The 24,906-nt window shown below is 55.1% G+C and carries 23 protein-coding genes; 9 read left to right on the top strand and 14 right to left on the bottom strand.

Annotation, left to right across the window (positions count from 1 at the left end; genetic code table 11):
* Nucleotides 1–87: 87 nt before the first annotated feature.
* Together AVO41_RS04905 and recN are read left to right on the top strand one after the other, a co-directional pair.
* Nucleotides 88–963 carry an NAD(+) kinase gene (locus AVO41_RS04905; RefSeq protein WP_068583613.1) on the top strand — a complete coding sequence of 292 codons (876 nt, stop codon included), beginning with the start codon at nucleotides 88–90 and terminating at the stop codon, nucleotides 961–963.
* Nucleotides 963–2,633 (top strand): DNA repair protein RecN, encoded by a 1,671-nt coding sequence (recN, locus tag AVO41_RS04900; RefSeq protein WP_068583610.1) that lies wholly within the window; start codon nucleotides 963–965, stop codon nucleotides 2,631–2,633. The genes AVO41_RS04905 and recN overlap by 1 nt, the downstream gene beginning before the upstream one ends.
* Here the strand turns inward: recN and AVO41_RS04895 are convergent.
* From AVO41_RS04895 to AVO41_RS04880, 4 genes are read right to left on the bottom strand one after another with little or no spacing between them, the layout of a single operon-like run.
* Nucleotides 2,630–3,253 carry a tRNA-uridine aminocarboxypropyltransferase gene (locus AVO41_RS04895; protein WP_068583605.1) on the bottom strand — a complete coding sequence of 208 codons (624 nt, stop codon included), beginning with the start codon at nucleotides 3,251–3,253 and terminating at the stop codon, nucleotides 2,630–2,632. The genes recN and AVO41_RS04895 overlap by 4 nt on opposite strands.
* Nucleotides 3,250–4,026: a peroxide stress protein YaaA gene (gene yaaA / locus AVO41_RS04890; RefSeq protein WP_068583602.1), complete on the bottom strand. Its 777-nt coding sequence runs from the start codon at nucleotides 4,024–4,026 to the stop codon at nucleotides 3,250–3,252. Before yaaA ends, AVO41_RS04895 begins: the two co-directional genes overlap by 4 nt.
* Before the next feature lie 18 nt (nucleotides 4,027–4,044).
* On the bottom strand, nucleotides 4,045–4,752 hold the full coding sequence (gene murU / locus AVO41_RS04885) for an N-acetylmuramate alpha-1-phosphate uridylyltransferase MurU (RefSeq protein WP_304437701.1): 708 nt from the start codon (nucleotides 4,750–4,752) through the stop codon (nucleotides 4,045–4,047).
* The gene (locus AVO41_RS04880; RefSeq protein WP_235584674.1) at nucleotides 4,749–5,837 is read right to left on the bottom strand and encodes an aminoglycoside phosphotransferase family protein; all 1,089 of its coding nucleotides are present in this window, start codon (nucleotides 5,835–5,837) and stop codon (nucleotides 4,749–4,751) included. Before AVO41_RS04880 ends, murU begins: the two co-directional genes overlap by 4 nt.
* 69 nt (nucleotides 5,838–5,906) lie before the next feature.
* On the opposite strand from AVO41_RS04880, the gene AVO41_RS04875 reads away from it, so the two are divergent.
* The 7 genes from AVO41_RS04875 to AVO41_RS04845 all read left to right on the top strand — a co-directional run bounded on the left by AVO41_RS04875 (nucleotide 5,907) and on the right by AVO41_RS04845 (nucleotide 13,315).
* Nucleotides 5,907–8,279, top strand: a complete 2,373-nt coding sequence (locus AVO41_RS04875) for an LPS-assembly protein LptD (protein ID WP_068583591.1) — start codon at nucleotides 5,907–5,909, stop codon at nucleotides 8,277–8,279.
* A gap of 44 nt (nucleotides 8,280–8,323) precedes the next feature.
* Nucleotides 8,324–9,700, top strand: coding sequence for a peptidylprolyl isomerase (locus AVO41_RS04870; protein WP_082676565.1), 1,377 nt, complete (start codon nucleotides 8,324–8,326; stop codon nucleotides 9,698–9,700).
* Nucleotides 9,697–10,704 (top strand): 4-hydroxythreonine-4-phosphate dehydrogenase PdxA, encoded by a 1,008-nt coding sequence (gene pdxA / locus AVO41_RS04865; protein ID WP_068583588.1) that lies wholly within the window; start codon nucleotides 9,697–9,699, stop codon nucleotides 10,702–10,704. Before AVO41_RS04870 ends, pdxA begins: the two co-directional genes overlap by 4 nt.
* Complete coding sequence (rsmA, locus tag AVO41_RS04860; protein WP_068583584.1) at nucleotides 10,701–11,501, top strand: 16S rRNA (adenine(1518)-N(6)/adenine(1519)-N(6))-dimethyltransferase RsmA; 801 nt, start codon at nucleotides 10,701–10,703, stop codon at nucleotides 11,499–11,501. The genes pdxA and rsmA overlap by 4 nt, the downstream gene beginning before the upstream one ends.
* Nucleotides 11,498–12,355, top strand: a complete 858-nt coding sequence (locus AVO41_RS04855) for a symmetrical bis(5'-nucleosyl)-tetraphosphatase (protein WP_068583581.1) — start codon at nucleotides 11,498–11,500, stop codon at nucleotides 12,353–12,355. Before rsmA ends, AVO41_RS04855 begins: the two co-directional genes overlap by 4 nt.
* Before the next feature lie 13 nt (nucleotides 12,356–12,368).
* Nucleotides 12,369–12,977: a hypothetical protein gene (locus tag AVO41_RS10765; RefSeq protein ID WP_068583579.1), complete on the top strand. Its 609-nt coding sequence runs from the start codon at nucleotides 12,369–12,371 to the stop codon at nucleotides 12,975–12,977.
* A gap of 65 nt (nucleotides 12,978–13,042) precedes the next feature.
* Complete coding sequence (locus AVO41_RS04845) at nucleotides 13,043–13,315, top strand: hypothetical protein (RefSeq protein WP_068583577.1); 273 nt, start codon at nucleotides 13,043–13,045, stop codon at nucleotides 13,313–13,315.
* A gap of 46 nt (nucleotides 13,316–13,361) precedes the next feature.
* Here AVO41_RS04845 and AVO41_RS04840 read toward each other — a convergent pair whose 3' ends face one another.
* The 10 genes from AVO41_RS04840 to alaS form a co-directional block, all read right to left on the bottom strand.
* Nucleotides 13,362–13,742, bottom strand: a complete 381-nt coding sequence (locus tag AVO41_RS04840; RefSeq protein ID WP_068583574.1) for a MerR family transcriptional regulator — start codon at nucleotides 13,740–13,742, stop codon at nucleotides 13,362–13,364.
* Complete coding sequence (locus tag AVO41_RS04835) at nucleotides 13,729–14,022, bottom strand: integration host factor subunit alpha (RefSeq protein WP_068583572.1); 294 nt, start codon at nucleotides 14,020–14,022, stop codon at nucleotides 13,729–13,731. Before AVO41_RS04835 ends, AVO41_RS04840 begins: the two co-directional genes overlap by 14 nt.
* Nucleotides 14,023–14,046: 24 nt before the next feature.
* On the bottom strand, nucleotides 14,047–16,446 hold the full coding sequence (gene pheT, locus AVO41_RS04830) for a phenylalanine--tRNA ligase subunit beta (protein ID WP_068583569.1): 2,400 nt from the start codon (nucleotides 16,444–16,446) through the stop codon (nucleotides 14,047–14,049).
* A 17-nt stretch (nucleotides 16,447–16,463) separates the two neighbouring features.
* Nucleotides 16,464–17,459 (bottom strand): phenylalanine--tRNA ligase subunit alpha, encoded by a 996-nt coding sequence (pheS, locus tag AVO41_RS04825; RefSeq protein ID WP_068583566.1) that lies wholly within the window; start codon nucleotides 17,457–17,459, stop codon nucleotides 16,464–16,466.
* A gap of 208 nt (nucleotides 17,460–17,667) precedes the next feature.
* Nucleotides 17,668–18,024, bottom strand: a complete 357-nt coding sequence (gene rplT, locus AVO41_RS04820; protein WP_068583563.1) for a 50S ribosomal protein L20 — start codon at nucleotides 18,022–18,024, stop codon at nucleotides 17,668–17,670.
* Between the two features lie 11 nt (nucleotides 18,025–18,035).
* Nucleotides 18,036–18,233, bottom strand: coding sequence for a 50S ribosomal protein L35 (gene rpmI / locus AVO41_RS04815; protein ID WP_068583560.1), 198 nt, complete (start codon nucleotides 18,231–18,233; stop codon nucleotides 18,036–18,038).
* Between the two features lie 174 nt (nucleotides 18,234–18,407).
* Nucleotides 18,408–18,959 carry a translation initiation factor IF-3 gene (gene infC, locus AVO41_RS04810; protein ID WP_082676563.1) on the bottom strand — a complete coding sequence of 184 codons (552 nt, stop codon included), beginning with the start codon at nucleotides 18,957–18,959 and terminating at the stop codon, nucleotides 18,408–18,410.
* Nucleotides 18,960–18,986: 27 nt separating this feature from the next.
* The gene (gene thrS / locus AVO41_RS04805; RefSeq protein WP_068583554.1) at nucleotides 18,987–20,909 is read right to left on the bottom strand and encodes a threonine--tRNA ligase; all 1,923 of its coding nucleotides are present in this window, start codon (nucleotides 20,907–20,909) and stop codon (nucleotides 18,987–18,989) included.
* A 92-nt stretch (nucleotides 20,910–21,001) separates the two neighbouring features.
* A complete protein-coding gene (locus tag AVO41_RS04800; protein WP_068583551.1) occupies nucleotides 21,002–22,228 on the bottom strand; it encodes an aspartate kinase in 1,227 nt (408 codons plus the stop codon).
* A gap of 66 nt (nucleotides 22,229–22,294) precedes the next feature.
* Nucleotides 22,295–24,889: an alanine--tRNA ligase gene (alaS, locus tag AVO41_RS04795; RefSeq protein ID WP_068583548.1), complete on the bottom strand. Its 2,595-nt coding sequence runs from the start codon at nucleotides 24,887–24,889 to the stop codon at nucleotides 22,295–22,297.
* Nucleotides 24,890–24,906: the final 17 nt, after the last annotated feature.

Raw genomic sequence — 24,906 nt, 5'->3', positions numbered from 1 at the left:
ACAAGTGCACGTGGGCCCGGTCATTGCAAACCGGACATGAAACGTTATTATGGGGGCGTTTCGACATTTTTCAACGGCAGAACAGACATGTTTCAAACCATTGGCATTTTTGGCAAATACAACGGCATCCAATCCTGGGAGCTGATCGACAAGCTGGTCTTATACTTTCAGACCCACAAAAAAGACGTTCTGCTGGATGCCTCCTCCTGCAAAGACTTTCCGGTGGATCGCTACGGGATAACGCTGGCTCCCAGAACAGAACTGCTGGAACGCATCGATTTTGCGGTGGTGGTCGGCGGTGACGGCACCTTTCTGGACGTGGCCCGTGCTCTGGTGGATTATGATGTGCCGGTGCTGGGGGTTAACCTGGGTCGACTGGGCTTTTTAACCGATGTATCGCCCGAATACATGATGATCACCTTGGACGAAGTGCTGGCCAACAACTACGAATGCGAAGAACGCACTCTGCTGGAAGTTTTGATCAAGAAAGATGGCAAAGCCCTCTACCGGGACGTCGCTTTCAATGACGTGGTGCTGCACAAAAACGATTCCCCACGCATGATCGAGTTTGAGACTTTCATAGATGGACGCTTTCTCAACAGCCAGCGCTCCGACGGCCTGATCATTGCCACCCCCACCGGATCGACCGCCTACGCCCTGTCGGCTGGCGGCCCCATCATCGAACCCGACTTGAACGTGGTCACCCTGGTCTCGATCAACCCGCACACCATGAGCAACCGTCCAATTGTCACTTCGGGGGACAGCCAGATACTGATTCGCCCGCACGAAAACTGCTGTGGCACTGCCTCGATCATTTGCGACGGGCAGGTGACCTATCAGTTCAGCGCGGGCACCGAAACCCATGTCACCCGTCATCCCAAATTCATCAAAATGGTGCATCCCAAGGAACATGATCACTACAAACTCTTGCGCGCCAAACTCAACTGGGGACAGAAGTTTTAATGTTACAAGCCTTAACCATCCAAAACCTCGCCTTGATCAGCCGCCTGCATCTGGAATTTACCGCAGGCTTTACCACTCTGACCGGTGAAACCGGGGCCGGGAAATCGATTTTGCTGGATGCGCTTGGGCTGACGTTGGGCAATCGGGCCGATGCTGGACTGGTTCGCCACGGCACCGACAAAGCCGATGTCACCGCCGATTTTGACATTCAGAACGTGCCTGCGGCACAAGCCTGGTTGGCCGAACAGGAACTCAATGCCGAGGGCGACTGCCTGCTGCGACGCACCCTGAGCAAAGAAGGACGCTCCAAAGCATACATCAACGGGCTGCCTGCCACCGTGGCTCAGTTGAAACAGCTCAGCGCTCTGCTGATTGACATCCACGGTCAGCATCAGCACCAAAGCCTGACGCACAGCCGCGAACAGCTCGCCCTGATCGATGCCTACGCGCAACACGACGCCAAGCTGACCGAAACCATGCAAACCTACCAGGCCTGGTCAAAACAGCAACAAACCCTGGCGGCACACCGTGAGAATCAAGCCGATCGCCAGAGTCGCATTGAACTGCTCACATTCCAACTGAGCGAATTTGACCGGGTCGCGCCGCTGGCCGAAGAATACGAACAATTATCTGCCGAACAACAGACGTTGTCCCACGCCCATGACATCAAACAGGCTTTGTTACAGGGCCAGGACCTCCTCAACGGCGACGGCGGCGCCTCTGAAAGAATCGCCGCCGCCGTGGCGGCCCTCGAAGGGATTCAAAACGTCCACGCCCCCATCGAACCGATGCTGGAACAACTGCGCTCGGTACAGATTGACTGCACGGAAGCCGCCAACGACCTGCAACACGCCGACCATCAGGTCACACTCGACCCCGAGCGACTGGCATTTGTGGATGAGCGCCTGGGCGAATTGTTTGCCCTGGCCAAAAAATACCAGCTGGACCCCGAGGCTCTGGAAAGCCGCCATCTGGCCCTGCAAAATGAATTGCAAGAGCTGACCGGCGAGGGGACCTCATTGGAAGCGCTTGAAGCGAAAGTGGCTGACGCCTGGCAGGCCTATGAAAAGGCCGCCTACGCCTTAAGCGCATCGCGAAAAAAAGCGGCCAAACGCCTGTCTCGTGCCGTCAGTGAGCGCATGCAGACGCTTGGCATGGAAAAAGGCCGCTTTGAGATTGAGATCACAACGGCTCAGACGCCGGGAGAACAGGGGCTGGATAAAGCCTCTTTTGAGGTCACCACCAATCCCGGCCAGCCACTGCAGGCCTTGAGCAAGGTCGCCTCCGGGGGGGAACTGTCACGCATCAGTCTCGCTATCCAGGTCGCCAGCGCGGAAGTCGCCAGTCTGCCTACGTTGATTTTCGATGAAGTGGACGTTGGCATTGGTGGCGGCATTGCCGAAGTGGTGGGCCGCACCATGCAGCAACTGGGACAGCACCGTCAGGTCTTGGCGATCACGCACCTGGCCCAGGTTGCGGCCTGCGCTCAGACCCAGTACGCCATTGAAAAAACGACACAGAAAGGCACAACCCAAACCCAGGTCATCCCTCTTTCTGTCTCCGAACGCACCGAAGAACTGGCGCGAATGCTGGGGGGCATGACGCTGACCGAGCAGACGCGCAAACACGCACAGGAGATGCTGGAGCTGGCGCAGTCAGACAGCGCCTAACGCGGGTTGCGCCCGGCTGGCGACGTGGGCAGATGCGATTGCCATTGCGACTGCAGAGCTTCCAACACCTGCAATAAATCCGCATAGCCATCAGGCCGCTGTTCCAGCGCATTCAATGCCTGCACCGTGGCCTCGAGCGTCGAGCGCTGATGAGACTGCCTGGCCTGTCGTATTTGATAACGCGAATAACCTTGTTCCGGCAATGGATAGCGTGGCAACGCCTGCAAAGCCGGATTCTGATAAATCATACGGTTGGTTTTCTTCCAGGTCCCATCCAACACCACCAGTTGCAGCGAAGACAAGGCGTGCGGCTGACGGTTTTCACTGCCTGACCAGACAGGGCCACCACCGGCTGCATCGGGCGGATAGAGCAACACACTCTGAACGCCAGGCGCCGGACACAGCCAACGCTGCAAAGTCACCGGATCGAATCGCTCCCCCACCTCCAATCGACTGCCAGCCAAACACAGGTGCGTCAGCCACGCAGTGTTTTTGGGATGGCGTTGTTCCAGCGGATGTTGCAAAAACAAGACCCGAACTTCGGGCGATTGTGACACCAGCGCGTCGCAAAGGCACAGCGCCTGCAACCGCTGGCAGTGAGGACAGACGGGGCGACTCATCCGTCCTGACGACGCGTAAAGACCCAGTTCGTTTCATTGGAAAGGTCCGGCGCAAACCCGTAGCCATCCAGATCAAAATATTTCAGGTCTTCCACCTGCTCAACTTGCTGTTCGGCCGCATAACGCGCCATCAGTCCGCGGGCTTTTTTGGCATAAAAGCTGATCATCTTGTATTGACCGTTTTTCCAGTCCTTAAACTGCGGGGTAATCACTTGAGCGTTCAGTTTCTTTTTTTGCACCGCTTTGAAATATTCATTCGATGCAAGATTGACCACCACCCGACTGTCCAAGTCGGCCAGCGTTTCATTAAGAACGCTCGTGATGCGATCGCCCCAAAACTCATACAGGTTTTTGCCCCGTTCTGTGGCCAACTTGGTTCCCATTTCCAGCCGATAGGGCAGCATGCGATCCAAAGGTCGCAACACGCCATAAAGCCCCGACAGAATTCGCAAGTGCGTTTGCAGGTAATTCAATGCAGATTCAGACAACCGCTCTGCCGCCAAGCCCTGATAAACATCGCCCTGAAACATAAACGCGGCCTGCTTGGCCGCTTTCTTATCAAACGGTACCTGCCAGGCCTGAAACCGCTCGTAATTGAGTTCCGCCAGCGCATCACTCAGCTTCATCAACTGCGCAATGTCCACCGGGCCAAGTGGTTTCAGGGTTTGCATCAGCTGCGCCGCTTGATCCAGCAAAATGGGCTCGGAAGCCGTCACGTTTTTAGGCGCCGGGGATTCATCCAGTTTCTTGGCGGGGGACACAAGCATCAACATGATTTCATCTCCTTTTGATCACAGTGAAGCGCGCAGCGCTTGCAAACGTTCAGGGGTGCCCACATCCAACCAGCGCCCCCGAAAAATCTCGCCCGAGACCCGGTCCTCTGCCATCTGCGCCCGCAATAGCGGGGCCAGCGCGTGACGCTGAGACTCACCGCGCCAGGGAGCAAACAAGGCCGGGCGCATCACGCTCAGCCCTGAAAAGGTCCAGTCTCCGGTCTGAGTGACTTGATCGGCTTGCAAGCCAAAATCGCCTTCGGACTTTTCCGGTGGCTTGGGCACCAGCACAAGATGCGCCTGCCGGTCACCGACTAAAGGCGGGTTGGCCTGCCAGGGAGTAAAGTCAAACGCACAAAACACATCGCCATTGATCAGCATAAACGGCGCCTCTGGTTCATGATTGACCTTTTCAATCAGAGGCAGCGCATGGGCCACCCCGCCAGCCGTCTCCAACCCGCCTGGCGGTTCGGGCGAATAATGAATACTCACTCCCCATTGGGTGCCCGAGCCCAGGGTCTGTTCGATTTGCTCACCCAGCCAAGCATGGTTGATCACCACCTGTTCAATCCCGGCCGCCGCCAATGCCTGCAGGTGCCAGGCGATCAGCGGCTGTCCGCCCACCTCGACCAAGGGCTTGGGGCAGGTATCGGTGATCGGGCGCAGGCGCTCCCCGCGTCCAGCTGCCAGAATCATGGCCGTGCTGAGAGGTTTGGACGAACTCACCCAGCCTCCCGCAGCGCATCGCATTCGGGCAATACCCGACTTTCCAGCGCGTCCAATAACCAACGCATGCCCGGTCGTTTGGCATACAACTGGCCGACCTCATACAGATAAGAGAGCGTATTGGGAATGTCCGCCAGGTAGCCCGCTTTGCCGTCTCGGTGCCACAAACGCGCAAAAATGCCAGCGGCTTTGAGGTGACGTTGCATGCCCATCAAATCAAAGGCAAGCACAAAATCATCCCAGTCACGCCGGGCCTGCAGCCCGGCCTCGACCAGCGACAGAAAATAAAAACGGCGCCATTCGTTGACCGCTTCATCCGGCCAGCGCACATAACAATCGCGCAACAGCGACACGGCATCATAGGTCAGCGGTCCTTTGACCGCATCCTGAAAATCCAGAACGCCCAGCCCGCCCTGGTCATCGGCGTCCAGCATCAGATTGCGGCTGTGGTAATCCCGATGCACCGCCACGGTAGGCTGCGCCAATGCCGCCTGACTCAACGTCTGCTTCACCTGATGCCAGCCCTGCCGTTCAGAATCTGTCAACGACCACTGCAACTGCTCGCCCAGCAACCAGTCCGAAAACAGCGTCATTTCTCGGTCCAGCAACGCCGCATCATAAGCCGGCAGCCCCTCTGCCATTGACATGCCTTGCGACTGCAGCCGCACCAGCGTTTGCAAGGCCGCACGGTAAAGACGGTCCGCGCTGTCTTCATTGACGCCGGACAAAAACGTGGTCTGCCCCAGATCCGTCAGCAATAAAAATCCCTGTTCCTCGTCGGCCTCCAACACCCGCGGCACCGTAATGCCCATGTCATCCAGCTGCCTGCTGACACGCACAAACGGGCCGGTGTCCTCTTTGTCCGGTGGGGCATCCATAATCACATAAGTACGTCCGCTGTCGGCATCCTGAGTGCGAAAGTAACGCCGAAAACTGGCATCCGCCGAGGCCGGTGCCAACTGGGTCGGTTTTGATACCTGCTGGGACGTGGCCAGCCACTGAATCAGTGCCTGCAAACGATCATCCTTAACCAAAGTCGACGAACCGCTCACCATTGATGCGGCATTTGATTGGGGTAAACTCATAATCTGTGTCTGTGAATTGCTGTCATTGCTGATAGAATAGCGATTTTTAGTCATTTCATCCCCGAGGCCATGGCTCGATTCCGTCACGCACCCACGCTTTCTATTCGACCGAAACCGTTTCAGCGCACCCGCCTGAGTCACTGGGTGATGGCCTTGAGCGGCCTGACCGGGATGGCGTTTAGCCAGCCTATTCTAGCGCAAACCGAGTCCAACTGCGCACCCGATTGGATTGCGCCGCCCGTTGAAGTGGCCACCGAACCGGGACCCAACACCGCTCAGGCCGATTTTGTTTCACAACCGCACTCGCTCGAATATGATCTGACCGGCCAGGTCCGGCTCACCCAACCAGGCCTGGTCATTCTGGCAGACCGGGCTCGACTGCAACGTGATCAACAAACCGCCCAGCTGTTCGGTCAGGTGGTTCTGCAGCGCCCTGATCTGATCGCGACAGGGCAGCGCGCCGATTTAAATCAGGTCAGCGAGGTCGCCACGCTCGATCAGGCACGCTTTCAGTTCAAATCTTCCCGTGCGCATGGTCACGCAGCGCGCATTACGTTTGACCAGGCCGCCGATCAGGCATTACTCACCGAGGCGGGGTTTACCACCTGCAAACTGGAAAAACGCCTGTTTCAATCCGAGCCGCTGACCCGGGAAAACGGCACATACGATTGGACGCTTACCTTTGGCGAACTCGACATCAACAATGCCAAACGTCGGATTTACGGCTACGATACCTGGCTGCACTTTCACGAAGTGCCGGTGTTTTACACCCCCTACATCAACTTCCCCATGGATGAGCGTGCCACGGGCTTTTTGTTTCCGCGCTTCGGCGGTCATCAATCTCTAACCCAGGAAGCCAGCCAGTCCTATCTGGCCGTGCCCTATTATTTCAACCTGGCGCCGCACTACGACGACACCCTCACTGCCATCGCCATGGAAAAGCGGGGGCTGGTGCTGGATAACGAATTCCGCTATCGCCAGCCGGCGCATCAGGGCGTTTTGACCCTGAGCGCGCTCAATGACAACCTCACAGCCAGTGAGGGCCTGGCCAGATTGGACGATCAAGGCAACGTCTATTACGGCGACAAAATTGACACCCGCTGGCGTGCCAAATTCGAAGGGCGTCAGCAGTGGGCTGAAGGCGTTCAAAGCCATATCAACTGGCAGGAACTGTCCGATGAGTACCTCTACAGCGATGTGCCACTGGATTCAAGACTGGACACGGTCACCTATGTGCCTCGACACCTTCAGCTCAGTGCCTCTCGAGGCGACTTAAACGCGGGGATCCGTTTGCAGGATTACCTCAAACTTCGCGACAGCGACGTTCTCAACTACGAAAAACGCCCGCAGATCACGGTTCAATATCGCCCCTCCGAAATCAGCCAACTCACCCCGGGGTTGAATCTGGATCTGGGCCTCAATACCACTGAGTTTGCAATCCAGGGCAGCGACCATAACCGCCCTGAAGGTCGGCGTGATCACCTCACCTCCGGCTTACGCTACGAACTGTTTCGACCTTACGGTCGTTTAAAAGCCGAAACACGCTGGCATCACGTCACTTACGATGTGAATACGCCGTCACAAGCGGACACTCAGCGTGAACAAACCCAAGCCGCCCAGTACGCCCTGCGTGGCAACCTGATTTTTGAACGGGATCTCGCTCTGGGCGACACCGCCCTCACCCAAACACTGGAACCGGAACTGCAGTACCTGTATGTGCCTTATGTCAATCAAAGCCAACAGCCCTTGTTTGACACCGGCCGGCGCTCGCTGCATTTCAGCAACCTGTTCAGCTACAACCGCTTCAGCGGAGTTGACCGCTTCGGTGACACCCAGCAAGTCACCGCCGCACTGACCACCCGGTTTCTCACCCGTGATGGCCGCCCATTGGCGGAAGCAGGTATTGGCCAAATTTACTACCTGCAAGATCGCAAGGTCACGCTAAACGACAGTGAAGACGAACGCGACGCCAATCGGCTTAGCACATCGGATTATTTCGTCAAGCTCGGCCTTCAGGCCGGTCCGGTCCGGTTTGCCTCCACCAGCCAGTACGACCGCGACGACCAGAGCCTGATCAGTGCCAGCAGCCGGGTCAAATACCAGCATCAGGACCGCTTTCAGTTACTGATGGCGCACAACCTGACCAACCGTGGTGAATCCAATGAGCGAGAAGATCTGGTGGCCGGCGCCTTCTGGCAGGTGACCCCAACCTGGTCGGCCGGTGGTTACCTCAATTATGATTTTGCCGCCGACCGTAACACCGAGTCACGCTACGCCCTGCGCTATGACGACTGTTGCTGGGCCACAGAGCTGTCGATCAAACAGACAGAGCTTGACAATGGCTTGTATAATTACAGCATAATGTATTTGATCGAACTCAAAGGCTTAAGTGGCATGGGCACGCCTTTTAATCAGTTTTTAAACGATGAGCTGAACTTCTGACCGCCCGGACCGCGAGAGGACGGGGCCAAACCAAGAGAACACGCATGAAACAAATCAACGCCTTCGCTTATTTCGACCACCAGGCCTGGTCAAAACCACGCCGCTGGCTGGCCGCATGCCTGACAACCCTGCTCCTGATCGGGAGCGTGCCTGCCAGTGCTTCGGCGCAAAACACACAACTGCTGGATCAGATCATTGCGGTGGTCAATGACGAAATCATTCTGCAGAGCGAACTGGCTCAGCGGGTCGCGCAAGCAAGGCAGGATCTGCGCCGTCAGAACATTGCCATGCCCAGCCAACGCGAACTGGTGGAAAAGGTCTTGGATCGAATGATTCTGCAGCGCCTGCAGATGCAACGCGTCCAGCAACTGGGGCTACAGGTCGGTGACCAGGCCGTACTCGAACAAATGCAGCAGATCGCCCGACAAAACAACGTCACCCTGGCGCAGTTGCGCGACAACCTCAATCGCCAGCAACCTCAAGGGTTTGCCCAATTTCGTGAACGCATCCGTGAACAGATGCTCTTTCAAAAGCTGCAGGAAACCGAAGTCCTCGCTCGCACCCAGGTCACCGAAAATGAAATCGAACGTTACCTGCAACGTCAGGCACTGATCGACACCGCCTATGAATACCGGTTGCGTCACCTGCTCATCAGCCTGCCCGAAGCCCCGACCACCGAAGAACGTGATCAGGCCCGCCAGGAAATCGAACAGCTTCGCCAGAGCATTCTTCAGGGGCAGTCTTTTGAATCCGTTGCCGCATCATCATCCGACGGCCAGAACGCTCTTGAAGGGGGCGACCTCGGTTGGTTGACCCAGGATCAGATCCCCACTTTTTTCACGGCCGTGGCCACCCAGTTGCAGTCGGGAGAAGTGTCTGACATCATTCGCAGCCCCGTGGGTTACCATCTGATCAAGCTTGAAGACAAGCGACGCACCGATGACCAGGCTCTGGTCGACCAGTACCGTTTGCACCGTTTTCTGATTCTGTCGGACGATGCCGCAAAGCAGTCAAAACCGCCCCAATCCCTGGTGGAGGTTGCTCAAGGCATCGGCTCTCTCGCAGACTTTGAAACCCTTAAAGGTGACTATCCAGACATGCCGGCCAGCGTCAATGCCAATTCAGACATGGGTTGGTTAACACTGGACGAACTCTCGGTTACGCATGCCCGCCTGGTCGAACAACTGTCACCGGGTGAAGCCGCCCGCCCCTATGCCACGCAGGAAGGTTGGGAAATCCTTTATCTGGATCAAACCCGACAGACCGATCCCAATGCGCAGGATCAACGCCAGCAGGCGATTGAAACACTGCGCCGACAGAAGGCCAATGAAAGCTTTGATGTCTGGCTCAGACGCTTGAAAGATCAAGCCATCATCGACATCCGCCTGGACAAACTTCGCGCTGAAGGAGCTGGGACGTGAGTGATGCCTGTCCGCGCCTGATTGTCACGTCAGGAGAACCGGCGGGCATTGGCCCGGAACAGGTGGTCAAGCTGGCACAAAAGGCCAGACCTTATGAATGGGTGGCTCTGGGCGATGCTCAGCTGTTTTCTCAGACGGCCCGGCGCATGAACCTGCCGCTTGAACTCTCCGACTATGACCCGGCTCAACCGCCCCGCCCGCACCGTGCAGGCACCCTGGTGTGCCTGCACGAACCCTTAAAGACCGACGTCACGCCGGGCACACTGGCGGTTGAAAACGGCGCCTACGTGCTGTCCATGCTGACTCGGGCCACTGACGGTTGTCTCAACGATGAATTCGATGCCATGGTCACAGGCCCCATTCACAAGGGTATTATCAATCAAGGCGGACAGCCATTTACCGGTCATACTGAATTTCTGGCCGAACGGGCCGGCGTGGCTCAGGTGGTGATGATGCTCGCCACCCCGGGGTTGCGCGTGCCACTGGTCACCACGCACCTGCCATTGCGCGAGGTGGCCGACGCCATCACCCCGAAGCGCCTGGAAAACGTTCTCACGATCCTGGAACAGAGCCTGCGGGTCGATTTCGGACTGACCGCACCCAATATTTACGTCATGGGACTTAACCCGCACGCCGGAGAAGACGGCCACCTGGGGCGCGAAGAAATCGACGTCATTCACCCTGTGCTGAACCGACTGCGCCAGCAGGCCGGCATGCAGTTGACCGGCCCTTTGCCCGCCGATACGATTTTTCACCCGCACAACCTCAAAAAAGCCGATGCCTTTCTGGCCATGTATCATGATCAGGGCCTGCCGGTCCTAAAATACGTCGGTTTTGGCAACGCGGTCAATGTCACACTCGGCTTGCCGTTCGTTCGCACCTCTGTGGACCATGGCACAGCGCTGGATCTGGCCGGAAGCGGTCAGGCAGACATCAACAGTTTTGAATACGCTTTGCAGGTTGCCGGCGAAATGAGTCAGAACAGGGCTGCTCAGTCAGCATGAGTCATCAGCATAAAAAACAGTTCGGCCAGAACTTCCTCAACAATCAAGCGGTCGTGAACCGGATCATCAAGGCCATTGCGCCCAAGCCCGATGACCACATGGTGGAAATCGGACCGGGTGAAGCCGCATTAACCGGCCCCCTACTGGAACAAGTCGATCACCTCGACATCATTGAAATCGACCGGGATCTGCTCCCCGGACTGAACCGGCAGTTTGGCACGCATCCCGCATTTCATCTGCATGCCGCCGATGCATTGAATTTTGATTACGCACAATTAATAACAACCGAGGAAAACCAGCCGTCTTTGCGGGTGGTGGGCAACCTTCCTTATAATATATCCAGTCCGCTGCTGTTCCATCTGATGACCTATGCCGATTCGATCATTGATATGCATTTTATGCTGCAAAAAGAAGTGGTGGAGCGCATCTGTGCTCAGCCAGGCAGCAAGACGTTCGGGCGACTCAGCGTGATGATGCAATACGCCTGTGAAACCGAACACCTGTTTGATGTCGGCCCGGCTAATTTCACACCACCACCGAAAGTGGACTCAGCCATTGTGCGACTCAAACCGCGTCGGACGCACGCCATTGAAGCCACCGATCCGAACCGGTTGGCAAACGTGGTCAAACAGGCGTTTGGCCAAAAGCGCAAGACGTTGCGTAACAACCTCAAGCCGATTATCACTGCGGCGTTACTGACCGAACTGGGCATTGACCCCGCTTTACGGGCCGAGCAACTTAATGTGGACGCGTTTGTGCGCATCAGCAACCAACTCAGTCTCGAGGAGGGCTTATGACCACGTATGTGATCGGCGACCTGCAGGGTTGCTTTGAACCGCTCGAATCGCTGCTGTCTCAGATTGATTTCGATCCCCGTCAGGACCGATTGTGGTTTGCCGGGGATGTCATCAACCGCGGTCCCGACTCGCTGGCCTGCCTCGATTTTGTCAAAAACGCCTCTGAACAAGGGCACGCCCGCATGGTGCTCGGCAACCATGACTTTCATCTGCTCGCCGCCTACGCAGGCCTGACCCGCTATCAATCCAAAACTGACACACTCAGTGACATTCTGAACCATCCCAACGTTCAGGATTACGTAAACTGGCTCCGTCAGCAACCACTGCTGATCCACGAACAGAGTGCGGTCATGGTACACGCCGGCATCCCCCCCCAATGGAATCTTGACCAAGCCAAAACCTATGCTGCTGAAATCGAGACAGCTTTACAGCGGCCAGACTGGGACACGTTTGTGATGGCATTGTTCGATAAAAAAGGACAGCAGTGGTCGGACAACCTCACAGGGATGGCTCGGCAGCGCTACATCGTCAATGCGTTCGTGCGCATGCGCTATTGTGATGCGCAGGGAGCACTCGATTTTGCCAACAAATCCGCCCCCCAACATCCAGTGCCCGAAGCCGACGCGACCACCGACAGCGCTCCCTGGTTTGCCTTTAAGCAGCGACAAACCCGCAACTGGCCGATCTTTTTCGGCCACTGGTCAACCCTGGGCGCCATGGACGCGTTTAATGTTCACGCCACCGACACTGGGTGCCTGTGGGGCGGCAAATTGACGGCTTATGCCCTTGAAACACATCAGCGCCACACCGTCCGCTGCCCTCAGGCGGCGCAACCCAAACGCTCTCGATCTTAACGGAACCGATCACATGGCTCAAAGCAACGATCCCACCCAATCCGAATTGCCACCGCAAACCGACAACGACGAAAATACCACCGACATTCCAGATGCGGAAACCATGCTCAAGCGTCTACAAACGGTCAACGTGGATGATTTCGACCTGAGAACGGTCACGGACGAAGTCAAAGGCAACCAGGCCTGGTTGTTTGCCATGACTCTGCCGATGAGCGCTTTGCTGCTGGTCAGTTTCACCCTGCTCGGTGCGTTTCTGAGCGGTCACTTTGTGCTCAGTTTTCTGGTGACGGCGTTCGTTGTCTACGGACTGGGCAAACTCATTGATCAGTACGAACAAAAATTTCGCTATCAGGCACGCCTGGAAGTCATGGACCGCATTCGACGCGCAGAAGGCGAATTCGGACTGGTACCGCATTTTCGTGATTTTCTGCCCAAAAAATACCGGCACCTCTGGCAGAGTCTGCGCCGTTACAATTATGCCTACATTGATCAATACATCGCAGCGATTCGTTTATTGCAACAACGCCTTGATCCTGATAAATTTATTCGAGTGTGGCGACTGAAATACCCCGAAACCGCACCACTCGACGAAGACGACGATTCATACGATCGAGTTGAATAAAAAAACAGGTCTCCCCCAAAGCGATTGCTTTGGTTTTCACCAGGCCTGGTCAAAAAAGGATCAGCATGCACCTGAAAACACGCCCCCACAATTTCAATGATCATGTACTGATCGTGTTGGGAAAACAAGGTCACCCCACCTTCAAAACCATTCACTTGGATGCCGGCTACCTGGAAAAACTGGGTAAATACCTGGTCAGTGATCCGCACTCGCAATACCGCGACTACAAAGTGGTGGCCTCACACAACGTCTTCACCCAGACCAATCGAGACCAGCCCTTTGATCACGCTCTGGATGAAATGATCCGCAATCTAATTCTGCATAAAGTGGAAAAGTAATCCCGGGTCTGTCGGGCCATGTGACACGACTCTCAGAGAGGCGCGCTTAATAGCGCTGATTCAGATAAGATCGAAAAACCTGAAGTTCTTCTTTAATTTGATAAAGCTGTTTAAGCGCGGGCGAGGCATTGCTTTGACGCGGCTGCTTACGCGCCTCATTCAGCTTTGCCTTGGCGCCGGGGATGGTAAAGCCTTCCTGATGCAGCAGGTTTTTGATCTCAAATACCAATGCCACATCCGAGCGCTGATAATAACGGCGGCCTCGACGTTTATTGGGTTCCAGCTGCGGAAACACCTGCTCCCAATAACGCAGCACGTGCGATTTCAACTGGCAAAATTCGCTGACCTCACCAATGGTAAAGTACTTCTTTTCCGGCAGATCAGCGTCAAGCTGTTCAAAGCTATGATAGGCCTTAATTTTCGCCATAATTGTCCACTTGGGCCCGCAGTTTCTGGCCGGGCTTGAAGGTCACCACACGCCGTGCCGAAATCGGCACGTCTTCACCGGTGCGCGGATTGCGGCCGGGACGGGCATTTTTGTCTTTCAGTTCAAAATTGCCAAACCCGGACAGTTTGATTTGCTCACCCTGCTCCAACACATCTGACATTTCCTGATAAAACTCTTCCACCAATTCTTTCGATTCACGCTTGTTAAAGCCAAACGTGTCACTCAGTGTCTGGGCAATATCTGCTTTCGTCAAGGCCATTTTAGTCCCCTTTTCTAACTGAAATCAATGGGCGTCATCACGAAGACGCGCACCCGTGGTCTCGCCAACTTTCTCGATCACGGCAGAGATCAAGGCTTCCACTTCCGCGTCTTCCAGCGTCCGATCGGTGCGTTGCATGTGCAATGACAGGGCCACGCTTTTTTCGTCATCCGCGAGTCCTTCACCTTGATACACATCAAAAATATCCACGGCACGCAACCAGTCACTGGGGACTAAGGCAATCGCATCTTTCAGTGCCTGAACCGGTTGTGCTTGCGGCATCACAAACGCCAGATCCCGTTGCACCGCAGGGAAACGGGAGATGGTTTCCGCCTGAGGCAAGGGTTTTTCGCGCAATGCATCCAGTTCGAGTTCAAACACAAACACCCGCCATTGCAAGTCCATGTCTCGGCTCAGCTTTGGGTGCAGCTGCCCCAAATAACCGATGCGCGAATCCCCGCGAACAATGTCGGCCGATTGCCCAGGATGCAAACTCTTCAGTTCGCTTGCCACAAAACGAATCTGTTCCAGCAGACCGTTCATATTGAGCAACGCTTCCACATCGCCTTTGAGGTCATAAAAATCAACCGGCCGGTCCTGGCCTTCCCATCCGCGTGGATGAGCCAGGCCGGTGACGACACCGCCCAATCGCTCGACCTGTTGCAGGCGATCCGTCTCGGGCAGGAACACCCGTCCGGACTCGAACAAACGCACTCGGCCCTGCTGCCGCGCCTGGTTATAGGCCACGGTCGCCAACAGACCTGGCAGAAGGGAGGCGCGCATGACTTTCATGTCATCGGAAATCGGATTCTGCAGCACCAACGGCTCAATTTCCGGGGTCAACTGGCGGTGACGGGCTTCAGAAATGAAGGAATACGTCATCACTTCGTAATAACCACGCTGCACCAGAGCGCGGCGAAGCAGATTAACTTCCTGCTCGGTTTCTGGCACATGCGGCAATCGCATGGGCGCTGTTACCGGTGTTTCGGGCAAATGGTTGTAGCCGTGGATACGACCGATCTCTTCCATCAGGTCGGCTTCAATGGTCATATCAAAGCGCCAGGTCGGACAGGTAACCGTCCAAGTCTCGGTCTGCGCATCGCCCTGCACCGAAAACGCCAGACGCGCCAGAATCGCTTGCATGTCCACCGGTGAAATCTGAGTGCCCAAACGTTGATTGATGGCGGACGGACGCATCTCAATCGTAGTGGCTTTCGGCAAATGTTCGGCATTAACGCACGCAACACGTTCACTGAAACGGCCTCCGGCAATGCTCAGCAGCAGCTGTTGAACCCGGTCCAGTGCCTCTTCAGGCAAAGCCGGATCCACGCCACGCTCAAACCGATGTGACGCATCGGTATGCAGTCCGTAAGCCCGTGCTTTGCCAATGATCGCGCTCGGAGCAAAATGGGCCGATTCAAAGAAAACGCGCTGCGTTCCCTCTGTCACCGCAGAATCACGCCCGCCCATAATGCCGGCCAGTGCCACAGGCCCCTGCGAGTCGGCAATCACCAGTGTGTTTGCGTCCAGCGTCACGGTTTTGTCTTCCAGTGTGACCATTTTTTCACCGGACTGGGCCCAGCGGACAGTCACCGTGCCCTGCAAGGCATCGGCATCAAACGCGTGCAGCGGCTGCCCCAGCTCCAACATCACATAATTGGTGACATCCACCATCAAAGCTTTTGGCGTCACACCACTGCGTTGCAAACGCTGACGCATCCATAAAGGGGTGTCTGCCGTCGGATCAAACCCTTCATACATGCACCCCAGGTATTTGGGACAGGCTTCGGAGTGAGACACCGTGACGGCCTGCTCACAAAGGCCTTGACCCGGCTGTTCGGCCAGTTCAAACGGTCGCTGCCAGGCGGTATTGGCCATGGCAGCCAAATCACGTGACAGACCGGACACACTCAAACAATCCGCACGGTTGGGCGTTAGATCAATGTCAATGACGTGATCATTCAGTGCCAGATAGTCGCGCACGTTTTCACCCACCGGCGCATCGGGCGGCAACACCATCAAACCGCCACTGCCATCATCGGGCAACCCCAGTTCGGTTGCGCCGCACAGCATGCCATGAGACGGTACGCCTCTGAGCTTGGCTTTTTTAATTTTAAAATCACCCGGCAAGACCGCGCCCACCTGAGCGCAACAGGCCTTCATGCCCTGGGTCACATTCGGGGCACCGCAGACGATCTGCAACGGTTCGCCCTGACCCACCTCAACCTGAGTGACATTCAATTTGTCCGCATCGGGGTGCTTTGCCACCGACACCACTTCCCCCACCACAACCTGTTCAAAATCGGGGGCAACCGGGTCAACGGCGTCCACTTCCAGGCCAGCCAGACTCAACAGCTCTGCCAGGGCATCGGTTGTCAGATCAGGATTCGTCCATTCTCTCAACCAGCGTTCACTTACTTTCATTGGTTACCACTCACTGCTTAAAACTGTTTCAAAAAACGTAAATCGTTTTCAAAGAACTGACGAAGATCCCGAACGCCATAACGAAGCATGGCCAGTCGTTCAACCCCCAGACCAAAGGCCAGGCCGGTGTAGTCATTGCTGTCAATGTCGACGTTTTTCAGTACATTGGGGTGCACCATCCCGCATCCCAGCACCTCAATCCAGCGCCCATCCCCAAACAGACGAGTGGAAATATCCACTTCAGCCGATGGCTCGGTGAACGGAAAATACGACGGGCGGAAACGCACTTTCAACGCGTCGTCTTCGAAAAACTGGCGCAAAAATTCAATGATCAGCGTGCGTAACTGGGCAAAGGTCGCTTCCGACTCGATAATCAGGCCTTCCACCTGGTGGAACATCGGCGTATGAGTTTGGTCGGAATCGCAACGATACACGCGCCCCGGCGCGATCACACGCATCGGAGGCTGACGGTTTTCCATGGTACGAATCTGAACACCGGAGGTGTGCGTGCGCAGCAATGTCTGGGCATCAAAATAAAACGTGTCATGCATCGCTCGGGCCGGATGCGTTTCCGGAATATTGAGCGCCTCAAAGTTGTGCCAGTCGTCTTCCACTTCCGGGCCGGTTTCAATGTCGAAACCGGCCTTGGCAAAAATGGCTTCAATGCGCTGCAATGTCTGTGTGACCGGGTGGACATGGCCCAGATCAGCCCCGCGTCCGGGCAAAGTGACATCCAACGATTCCGACGCCAACTGCTGGGCCAGTTTCTGGTCCTGAAGGCGTTGCTTGCGTTCACTCAACAGTGCTTGAACCGATTGCTTGGCTTCATTGATCTTTTGTCCAGCCTTGGGTTTTGCTTCCGGAGGAAGTTGGCCCAGTGTTTTCATCATTGCGGTCAGAGCGCCTTTTTTGCCCAAAAAGCGCACCCGAATTTGATCGAGTTCCGCCAGATCGTCCACCGCATCGATGGCGCCTTTGGCCTCTTCGACCAGTTCATTCAAGGAATCTTGCATGCGTATTTTCCTTTTGTGTGCCCTACCCGCCAAGCGGGCGATCCAAATCCGTTTGCATCACCAGCCTGCAAAAGCCTGTGATGGAAAAGGACTCAATCAATGAAACGTAATGCTTGGGATTTCCATGACCTTAAATCAGAAAAACCGCACAGAGGCGGTTTTTCTAACAAAGCTCACTGAGCACCGATGTGTCTCAGTCAACGGCCAATCAAGCCAACGCCGCTTTGGCTTTTTCCACCATCGCAGAAAAAGCGGGCGCATCGTGAATGGCGATGTCAGACAGAACTTTACGATCCACTTCAATTCCCGCTTTGTTCAAACCGGAAATAAAGCGGCTGTATGTCATGCCATTTGCGCGGGCAGCCGCATTGATACGGGCAATCCACAAACGTCGAAACTGACGTTTTTTCTGACGACGGTCACGGTAGGCGTACTGACCGGCTTTGATTACCGCCTGCTTGGCAACGCGGAAGACTTTACGACGTGCACCGTAATAGCCTTTGGCCTGCTTTAGAACTTTCTTATGTCGTTTGCGTGCAATCACGCCTCGTTTAACTCTTGCCATTGTCCTTCTCCTTATGCGTAGGGCAACATGCGACGAACCATTGCCACATCACGATCGTGGATCATGCTGGGCGCACGTAGCTGACGCTTACGTTTAGTCGACTTTTTGGTCAGGATATGGCGCAAGTGAGCTTGCTTGCACTTGTAGCGACCGGAACCGGTCTTTTTAAAACGCTTTTGAGCGCTTTTATTGGTTTTCATTTTAGGCATGGCTAAAACTCCATTTTCGACCCGGCTGCTTCAGACCAGACAGGTCATCAGTTTAAAAGGGTGCAGAGCCACTCTGCACTCGACAATCAACAGCACTGAAGAGCTGCACCGGAAGGTCGGCACAACGCCAAACCCCCAGTTATTGTCATCGTTTGATGAAAGGCAGTCGATGAATCAGCGCTTAATCGGCGCCATCATCATCTGCATGGATCGGCCTTCCATTTTCGGCATCTGTTCCACGGTCGCCAGATCCGACAGATCATCGCGCACGCGTTCCAGTACCTTCATACCCAGTTCTTTGTGGGTAATTTCTCGTCCTCGGAACCAGATGGTCACCTTGGTACGGTCACCTTTTTCCAGGAATTTGATCAGCTTTTTCAGCTTGACCTGATAATCCCCTTCTTCGGTCCCGGGTCTGAATTTGACTTCTTTGACCTGGACTTGCTTTTGTTTTTTCTTCGCTTCATGCTTTTTCTTTTGCTGCTGGTAAAGGTATTTACCATAGTCCATGATGCGACAAACAGGCGGATTGGTTTTTGCAGAAATTTCGACCAGATCCAGTTCCGCATCGCGTGCGGTTTCCAGGGCTTCTTCGATTGGTACCACACCGACCTGCTCGCCATCCGAAGCAATCAGACGAACCTCTTTGGCTCGAATGCGATCATTAACATTATCTTTCGGGGCTTCTGGTTTTTGTGGTCGGCCACGACCTCTTCTAACTGCGATAGCGTCTCTCCTCCTGTTTACAAATCATTAATCAACGCGACCCAGGCGGGCAATGTCGTTGTTCAGCTGATCCAAAAGCTGGTCAAACGTCAAACTGCCTAAATTCTCTCCGCCTCTGGCGCGGACATTAATGGTGTCATTTTCCATTTCTTTGTCGCCCACGACCAGGATATAGGGCACACGATTTAATGTGTGTTCGCGGATTTTAAACCCAACCTTCTCATTTCTCAAGTCCGTTTCCACTCTAAATCCATGTTTTTGCAATTTTTTGGCAAACTGGGTCACATAATCATTGTGAACATCGGAAATGGACGCCAGCACCAGTTGCACCGGTGCCAACCAGGTTGGGAACTTACCTTCGTAATGTTCCACCAGGATGCCGACAAAGCGTTCCAGCGACCCAAGGATCGCCCGGTGGATCATCACCGGGTGATGCTTCTCATTGTCCGCCCCGACATAAACCGCATTCAACCGTTCGGCCTGAGTCATGGAAAAGTCCAACTGAATGGTGCCGCATTGCCAGACACGGCCGATGCAGTCTTTCAGCTGGAATTCGATCTTCGGCCCATAGAATGCACCTTCACCGGGTTGCAGCGCATAATTAAGACCGGCTTTTTTAAGCGTGGATTCCAACGCCGCTTCCGACTGATCCCAGACCTCGTCCGACCCAACACGCTTGTCTGGGCGCGTGGAAAACTTCACCTCGATCTGGTCAAAGCCAAAGTCCTGATAGGTTTCATAAACCAGATCAATACACGCTTGAACCTCTTGTTCAATCTGATCGGGCGTACAGAAGATGTGCGCATCGTCCTGGGTAAAGGAGCGCACCCGCATCAGACCGTGCAGGGTCCCGGATGGCTCGTTACGGTGCACCAGACCAAACTCGGCCAGACGAATCGGCAAATCGCGGTAACTGCTGAGCTGACGGTTATAAACCTGGATGTGCCCCGGACAGTTCATCGGTTTGACGGCATAATCCCGGTTTTCCGTCTCGGTGGTAAACATGTTGTCCTTGAACTTGTCCCAGTGACCGGATTTCTCCCAGAGAGAACGATCCATGATCAACGGGGTGCGAATCTCTTCATAGCCATTCAGGCGCAACTGCTGACGCATGTAATCTTCCACCACCCGGTACAGCGTGCTGCCCTTCGGATGCCAGAACGCCATCCCCGGGGCCAGCTCATCCACATGAAACAGATCCAGCTGCTTACCGAGCTTGCGATGGTCACGTTTTTCGGCCTCTTCCATCATGTGCTGGTAATCTTTCAAGGCCTGTTTGTCCGCAAACGCCAGCCCATAGATGCGCTGCAACATTTTGTTATCCGAATCCCCACGCCAGTAAGCACCCGCTACATGGGTCAGTGCAAACGCTTTGATAAAGCCCATGTGCGGCACATGTGGGCCACGACACATGTCAATGTATTCCTGGTGGTAATACAGGCCAAACTCGGTTTCGTCCGGCATGGCTTCGATCAGCTCAATTTTGTAATCCTCACCCCGTTCACGAAAAATCGCCAGAGCTTCGTCGCGTGGCGTCATTTTTTTCACCACCGGATACTTGGTCTTGGCCAATTCTTTCATTCGTTTCTGAATCGCGCCCAGATGTTCCGGGGTGATCTTTTCTTCCAGATCAATGTCGTAGTAAAAGCCATTGTCAATCACCGGACCGATGGCCATTTTTGCGTTCGGATACAACTGCTTGAGCGCATGCCCCAACAAGTGCGCACAGGAGTGACGCATAATGTGCAGGCCATCGTCATCCTTAAGCGTCACCATTTCCACCGAGGCATCGTGATCCACCTGGTCACAGGTATCAGCCAACTGGCCATCGATGCGACCGGCCACCGTGGCTTTTGCCAGGCCTGCTCCAATGTCCTGAGCAATGGTTTCAATGCTCACCGGGTTGGCATAAGTTTTGACGGACGCATCCGGAAGGGTAATGTTTGGCATAGCACGACTCATTTATGTTGGGTCAGAAAAACGCGATAGTATACCTTGCAACAAGGTCTTTGACAAAAAATCAAACCAACCATCGCTCTTGATTATTGGTCTAATTCAAAGGCACTGTGAAGGGCCTGCACGGCTTCATCCAGTCGCCCTTCATCAATCACCACCGATATTTTGATTTCGGTTGTGCCAATCATTTGAATGTTGATTTGGTGTTCAGCTAGGGTTTTAAACATATTGCTGGCAATACCGGAATGGGATTTCATGCCGATCCCCACCATGGACAGTTTGGCGATTGAGTCGTCACTGAGCACCTGGCGTGCATTCAAACGCTCAGCGGTCGCCTCCAGCAACGCCTTGGCCTGAGCCAAATCGTTTCGGGTCACGGTAAACGTAAAATCCGTGGTGCCATCCACACTCTGGTTTTGAATGATCATGTCGATTTCAATGTTTGCCTCCGACACCGGTCCCAACAGCTGGTAGGCTATGCCCGGTTCATCCGGCACGCCCAGCACCATCAGCTTGGCTTCATCCCGACTGAAGGCAATGCCCGAAATCAATGGCTTTTCCATGGCTCTTTCCTCAAATTCTTCTTCACTGATCAGTAAGGTCCCGCCCCCTTCCTGCATGGAAGAAAGCACGCGCAAAGGCACCTGATATTTGCTGGCAAACTCGACCGACCGTATCTGCAACACTTTCGCCCCCAGACTGGCGAGCTCAAGCATTTCATCATACGTGACCATTTCCAGACGCTTGGCCTCCGAGACCACACGGGGATCGGTTGTGTACACCCCATCCACATCAGTGTAAATCTGACATTCATCGGCATTCAGTGCCGCTGCCAGCGCCACCGCGGTGGTGTCCGAACCGCCCCGGCCCAGCGTGGAAATATCACCCTGATCCGTCACCCCCTGAAAACCGGCAATGACAACCACTTTTCCCTGACTTAACTGCCAGTGAATTTTGTCGGCTTCGATGGACTCGATGCGCGCCTTGGCATGGACATCATTGGTGTGAATCGGCACCTGCCACCCGGTATAGGAAATCGCAGGCTGACCCTGTGCTTCCAGTGCCATCGACAACAGTGCAATGGTCACCTGCTCACCCGTGGTCAGGAGCACATCCATTTCACGCCGGTTCGGCTGCTTCTGGATTTCCTTTGCCATCGCCGTCAGACGGTTGGTCTCGCCACTCATGGCGGAAACCGCCACCACCACCTGGTCACCATTGGCCACCGAACGGCAAACTTTTTGCGCCACATGTTGAATGCGCTCAATGCTTCCTACCGAGGTGCCGCCGTATTTTTGAACGATCAGTGCCATCTATGCTCGATCCTTACAGACACAAAAACCCCGGCACCGGCAGGTACCGGGGTTGCGTTGATATGATTACAACTGAGTTTTAACCCAGTCACTTACCGAAGCCAGCGCACCAGGCAACGCCGCCGGATCTTTGCCGCCAGCCTGCGCCATATCAGGACGTCCACCGCCCTTGCCACCGACCTGCTGCGCCACATGGTTGACCAATGGCCCGGCTTGAATGCGATCCGTTGCCTCTTTGCTCACCCCGGCCACCAGTGTGACCTTGTCATTGTTCACCGCAGCCAGCACCACCGCCGCCGGCGCCAATTTATCCTTGAGTTTATCCAACGTATCGCGCAACGTATTGGTGTCGGCGCCTTCGAGTTGCGCGGCCAATACCTTGATGCCATCGATCTCCTGCGCCTGTGACGCCAAGTCATCCCCCTGACTGGATGCCAGCTTGGCCTGCAACTGTCTAAGCTGCTTTTCCAGTTCTTTTTGCTCCGACACCAGTTGTTCGGCTTTGGTCGCCAGGGTCTCTGGATCGGTTTTCAGGTGTTGCGCGGCTCGCAGCAGGGTTTCATCATTGCGATAAATGGCGTCCCAGGCCGCCTGACCGGTCACGGCCTCAATGCGGCGGACACCGGAAGCAATCCCTGTTTCACCCACAATGCGGAAGGGGCCGATTTCGCCCGTGGCGCAGACATGCGTGCCGCCACACAGCTCAATCGAGAACTCGCCCATATCGACCACTCGCACCACATCGCCGTATTTTTCTCCGAACAACGCCATCGCCCCCTTGGCTTTGGCGGCTTCAATGTCCATTTCTTCGGTGACCACGCGTCGGTTGTTCATGATGTGATCATTGACCAGTTTTTCAATCTGCAACAACTGTTCCGGCGCAATCGGCTCGGAGTGCGAAAAGTCAAAACGCAAACGATCCGGCACTACGAGTGACCCTTTTTGGGCCACATGCGTGCCCAGAATCGTGCGCAAGGCAGCATGCAGCAAATGCGTGGCCGAGTGATTGCGTTCACTGGCTCGTCGTGCTGCCACATCAATGCGCGCTTCCACCGATTGGCCAACTTCGAGTTTGCCAGCCGTGGCTTCACCAAGGTGCAACCAGGTCTGCCCCTGTTTGAAACACTGGTTCACATGAAAACTGTGCATGCCTTCGGTCAGGCTGCCGCAATCACCCACCTGACCGCCGGATTCGGCATAAAACGGTGTGCGATCCAGCACCACGATTCCTTGCTGACCTTCTTCCAGAACGTCTACGGCTTCGCCCTCCACAAACAGGGCTCGAATCTGCGCATCCGCCTGATCAGCGTGATAACCAACAAACGTGGTGGGCTCATCAAAATCCACCGACACATTGCCTTGAGCTGAAAACTGACTCGCTTCGCGTGCCCGGGCACGCTGCTCGGCCATGGCCGCTTCAAATCCGGCCTCATCCACGCTCAAACCACGTTCACGCGCCACATCGGCGGTCAAGTCCAGGGGAAACCCATAGGTATCATAGAGTTTAAAAGCGGTGTCACCGGAAATGGTCTTGCCCGACAGGTCGGCGATATCCGCTTCCAGAATCTTCATGCCATGGTCCAGGGTCTCCGCAAACCGGTTTTCTTCCTGCGAAAGGGCCTTGATGACTTTATCCTGTGCCTCCGCCAACTCCGGATACGCCTGCCCCATCTGCTCAACCAGAACCGGGACCAGCTTATGGAAAAACGGCTTTTCCTGACCGAGCTTATAACCATGACGGATCGCACGGCGAATGATGCGACGCAACACATACCCCCGTCCCTCATTGGAAGGCAAGACACCATCCACAATCATGAACGCGCAGGAACGAATGTGATCGGCAATCACACGCAAAGAGGCGTGTGATAGATCCTTTTCACCGGTCAACTCACTCGCTTTGGCCACAATGGCTTTAAACAGGTCGATGTCATAATTGTTGTGCTGATGTTGCATGACCGCAGCCAGGCGTTCCAACCCCATGCCGGTATCCACGGACGGCTTGGGCAGCGGCGTCAAGGTGCCATCGCTGGCACGATCAAACTGCATGAACACCAGATTCCAGATCTCAATGTAACGATCCCCGTCTTCATCTGGGGAACCCGGCGGCCCACCGGCCACGTCCGGGCCGTGGTCATAAAAAATTTCTGAACAGGGACCACAGGGCCCCGTCTCGCCCATGGACCAGAAGTTATCTTTGGCGCCACAGCGCGAAAAACGTTCCGGGCTGACCCCCATTTCCTCCAGCCAGATTTTTTCCGCGTCGGCATCTTCTTCAAACACCGTCACCCAGAGCTTGTCTTCAGGCAACCCCAATGTCTGCGTCAGAAACTCCCAGCCGTACTGAATGGCTTCACGCTTGAAATAATCCCCAAAACTGAAATTACCCAGCATTTCAAAAAAGGTGTGGTGACGGGCGGTGTAACCGACATTTTCCAGGTCATTGTGCTTGCCTCCGGCCCGAATGCACCGCTGCACGCTGGTCGCGCGCTGGTAAGGACGTTTTTCCTGTCCCAGAAAGGTTTCTTTGAACGGCACCATGCCGGCATTGGTGAATAACAAGGTGGGGTCGTTGGCCGGCACCACCGGGCTTGAGTGCACCACCTCGTGGCCACGCTCGGCAAAAAAGTCCAAAAAAGCCTTTCTCAGTTCTGCACTGGTCATGATCTAACGTCCATTTC

Origin of the sequence: Thiomicrospira sp. WB1 (genome assembly GCF_001507535.1) — a bacterium.
Taxonomy (GTDB): domain Bacteria; phylum Pseudomonadota; class Gammaproteobacteria; order Thiomicrospirales; family Thiomicrospiraceae; genus Hydrogenovibrio.
This window is presented reverse-complemented; position numbering and strand designations above follow the sequence as displayed.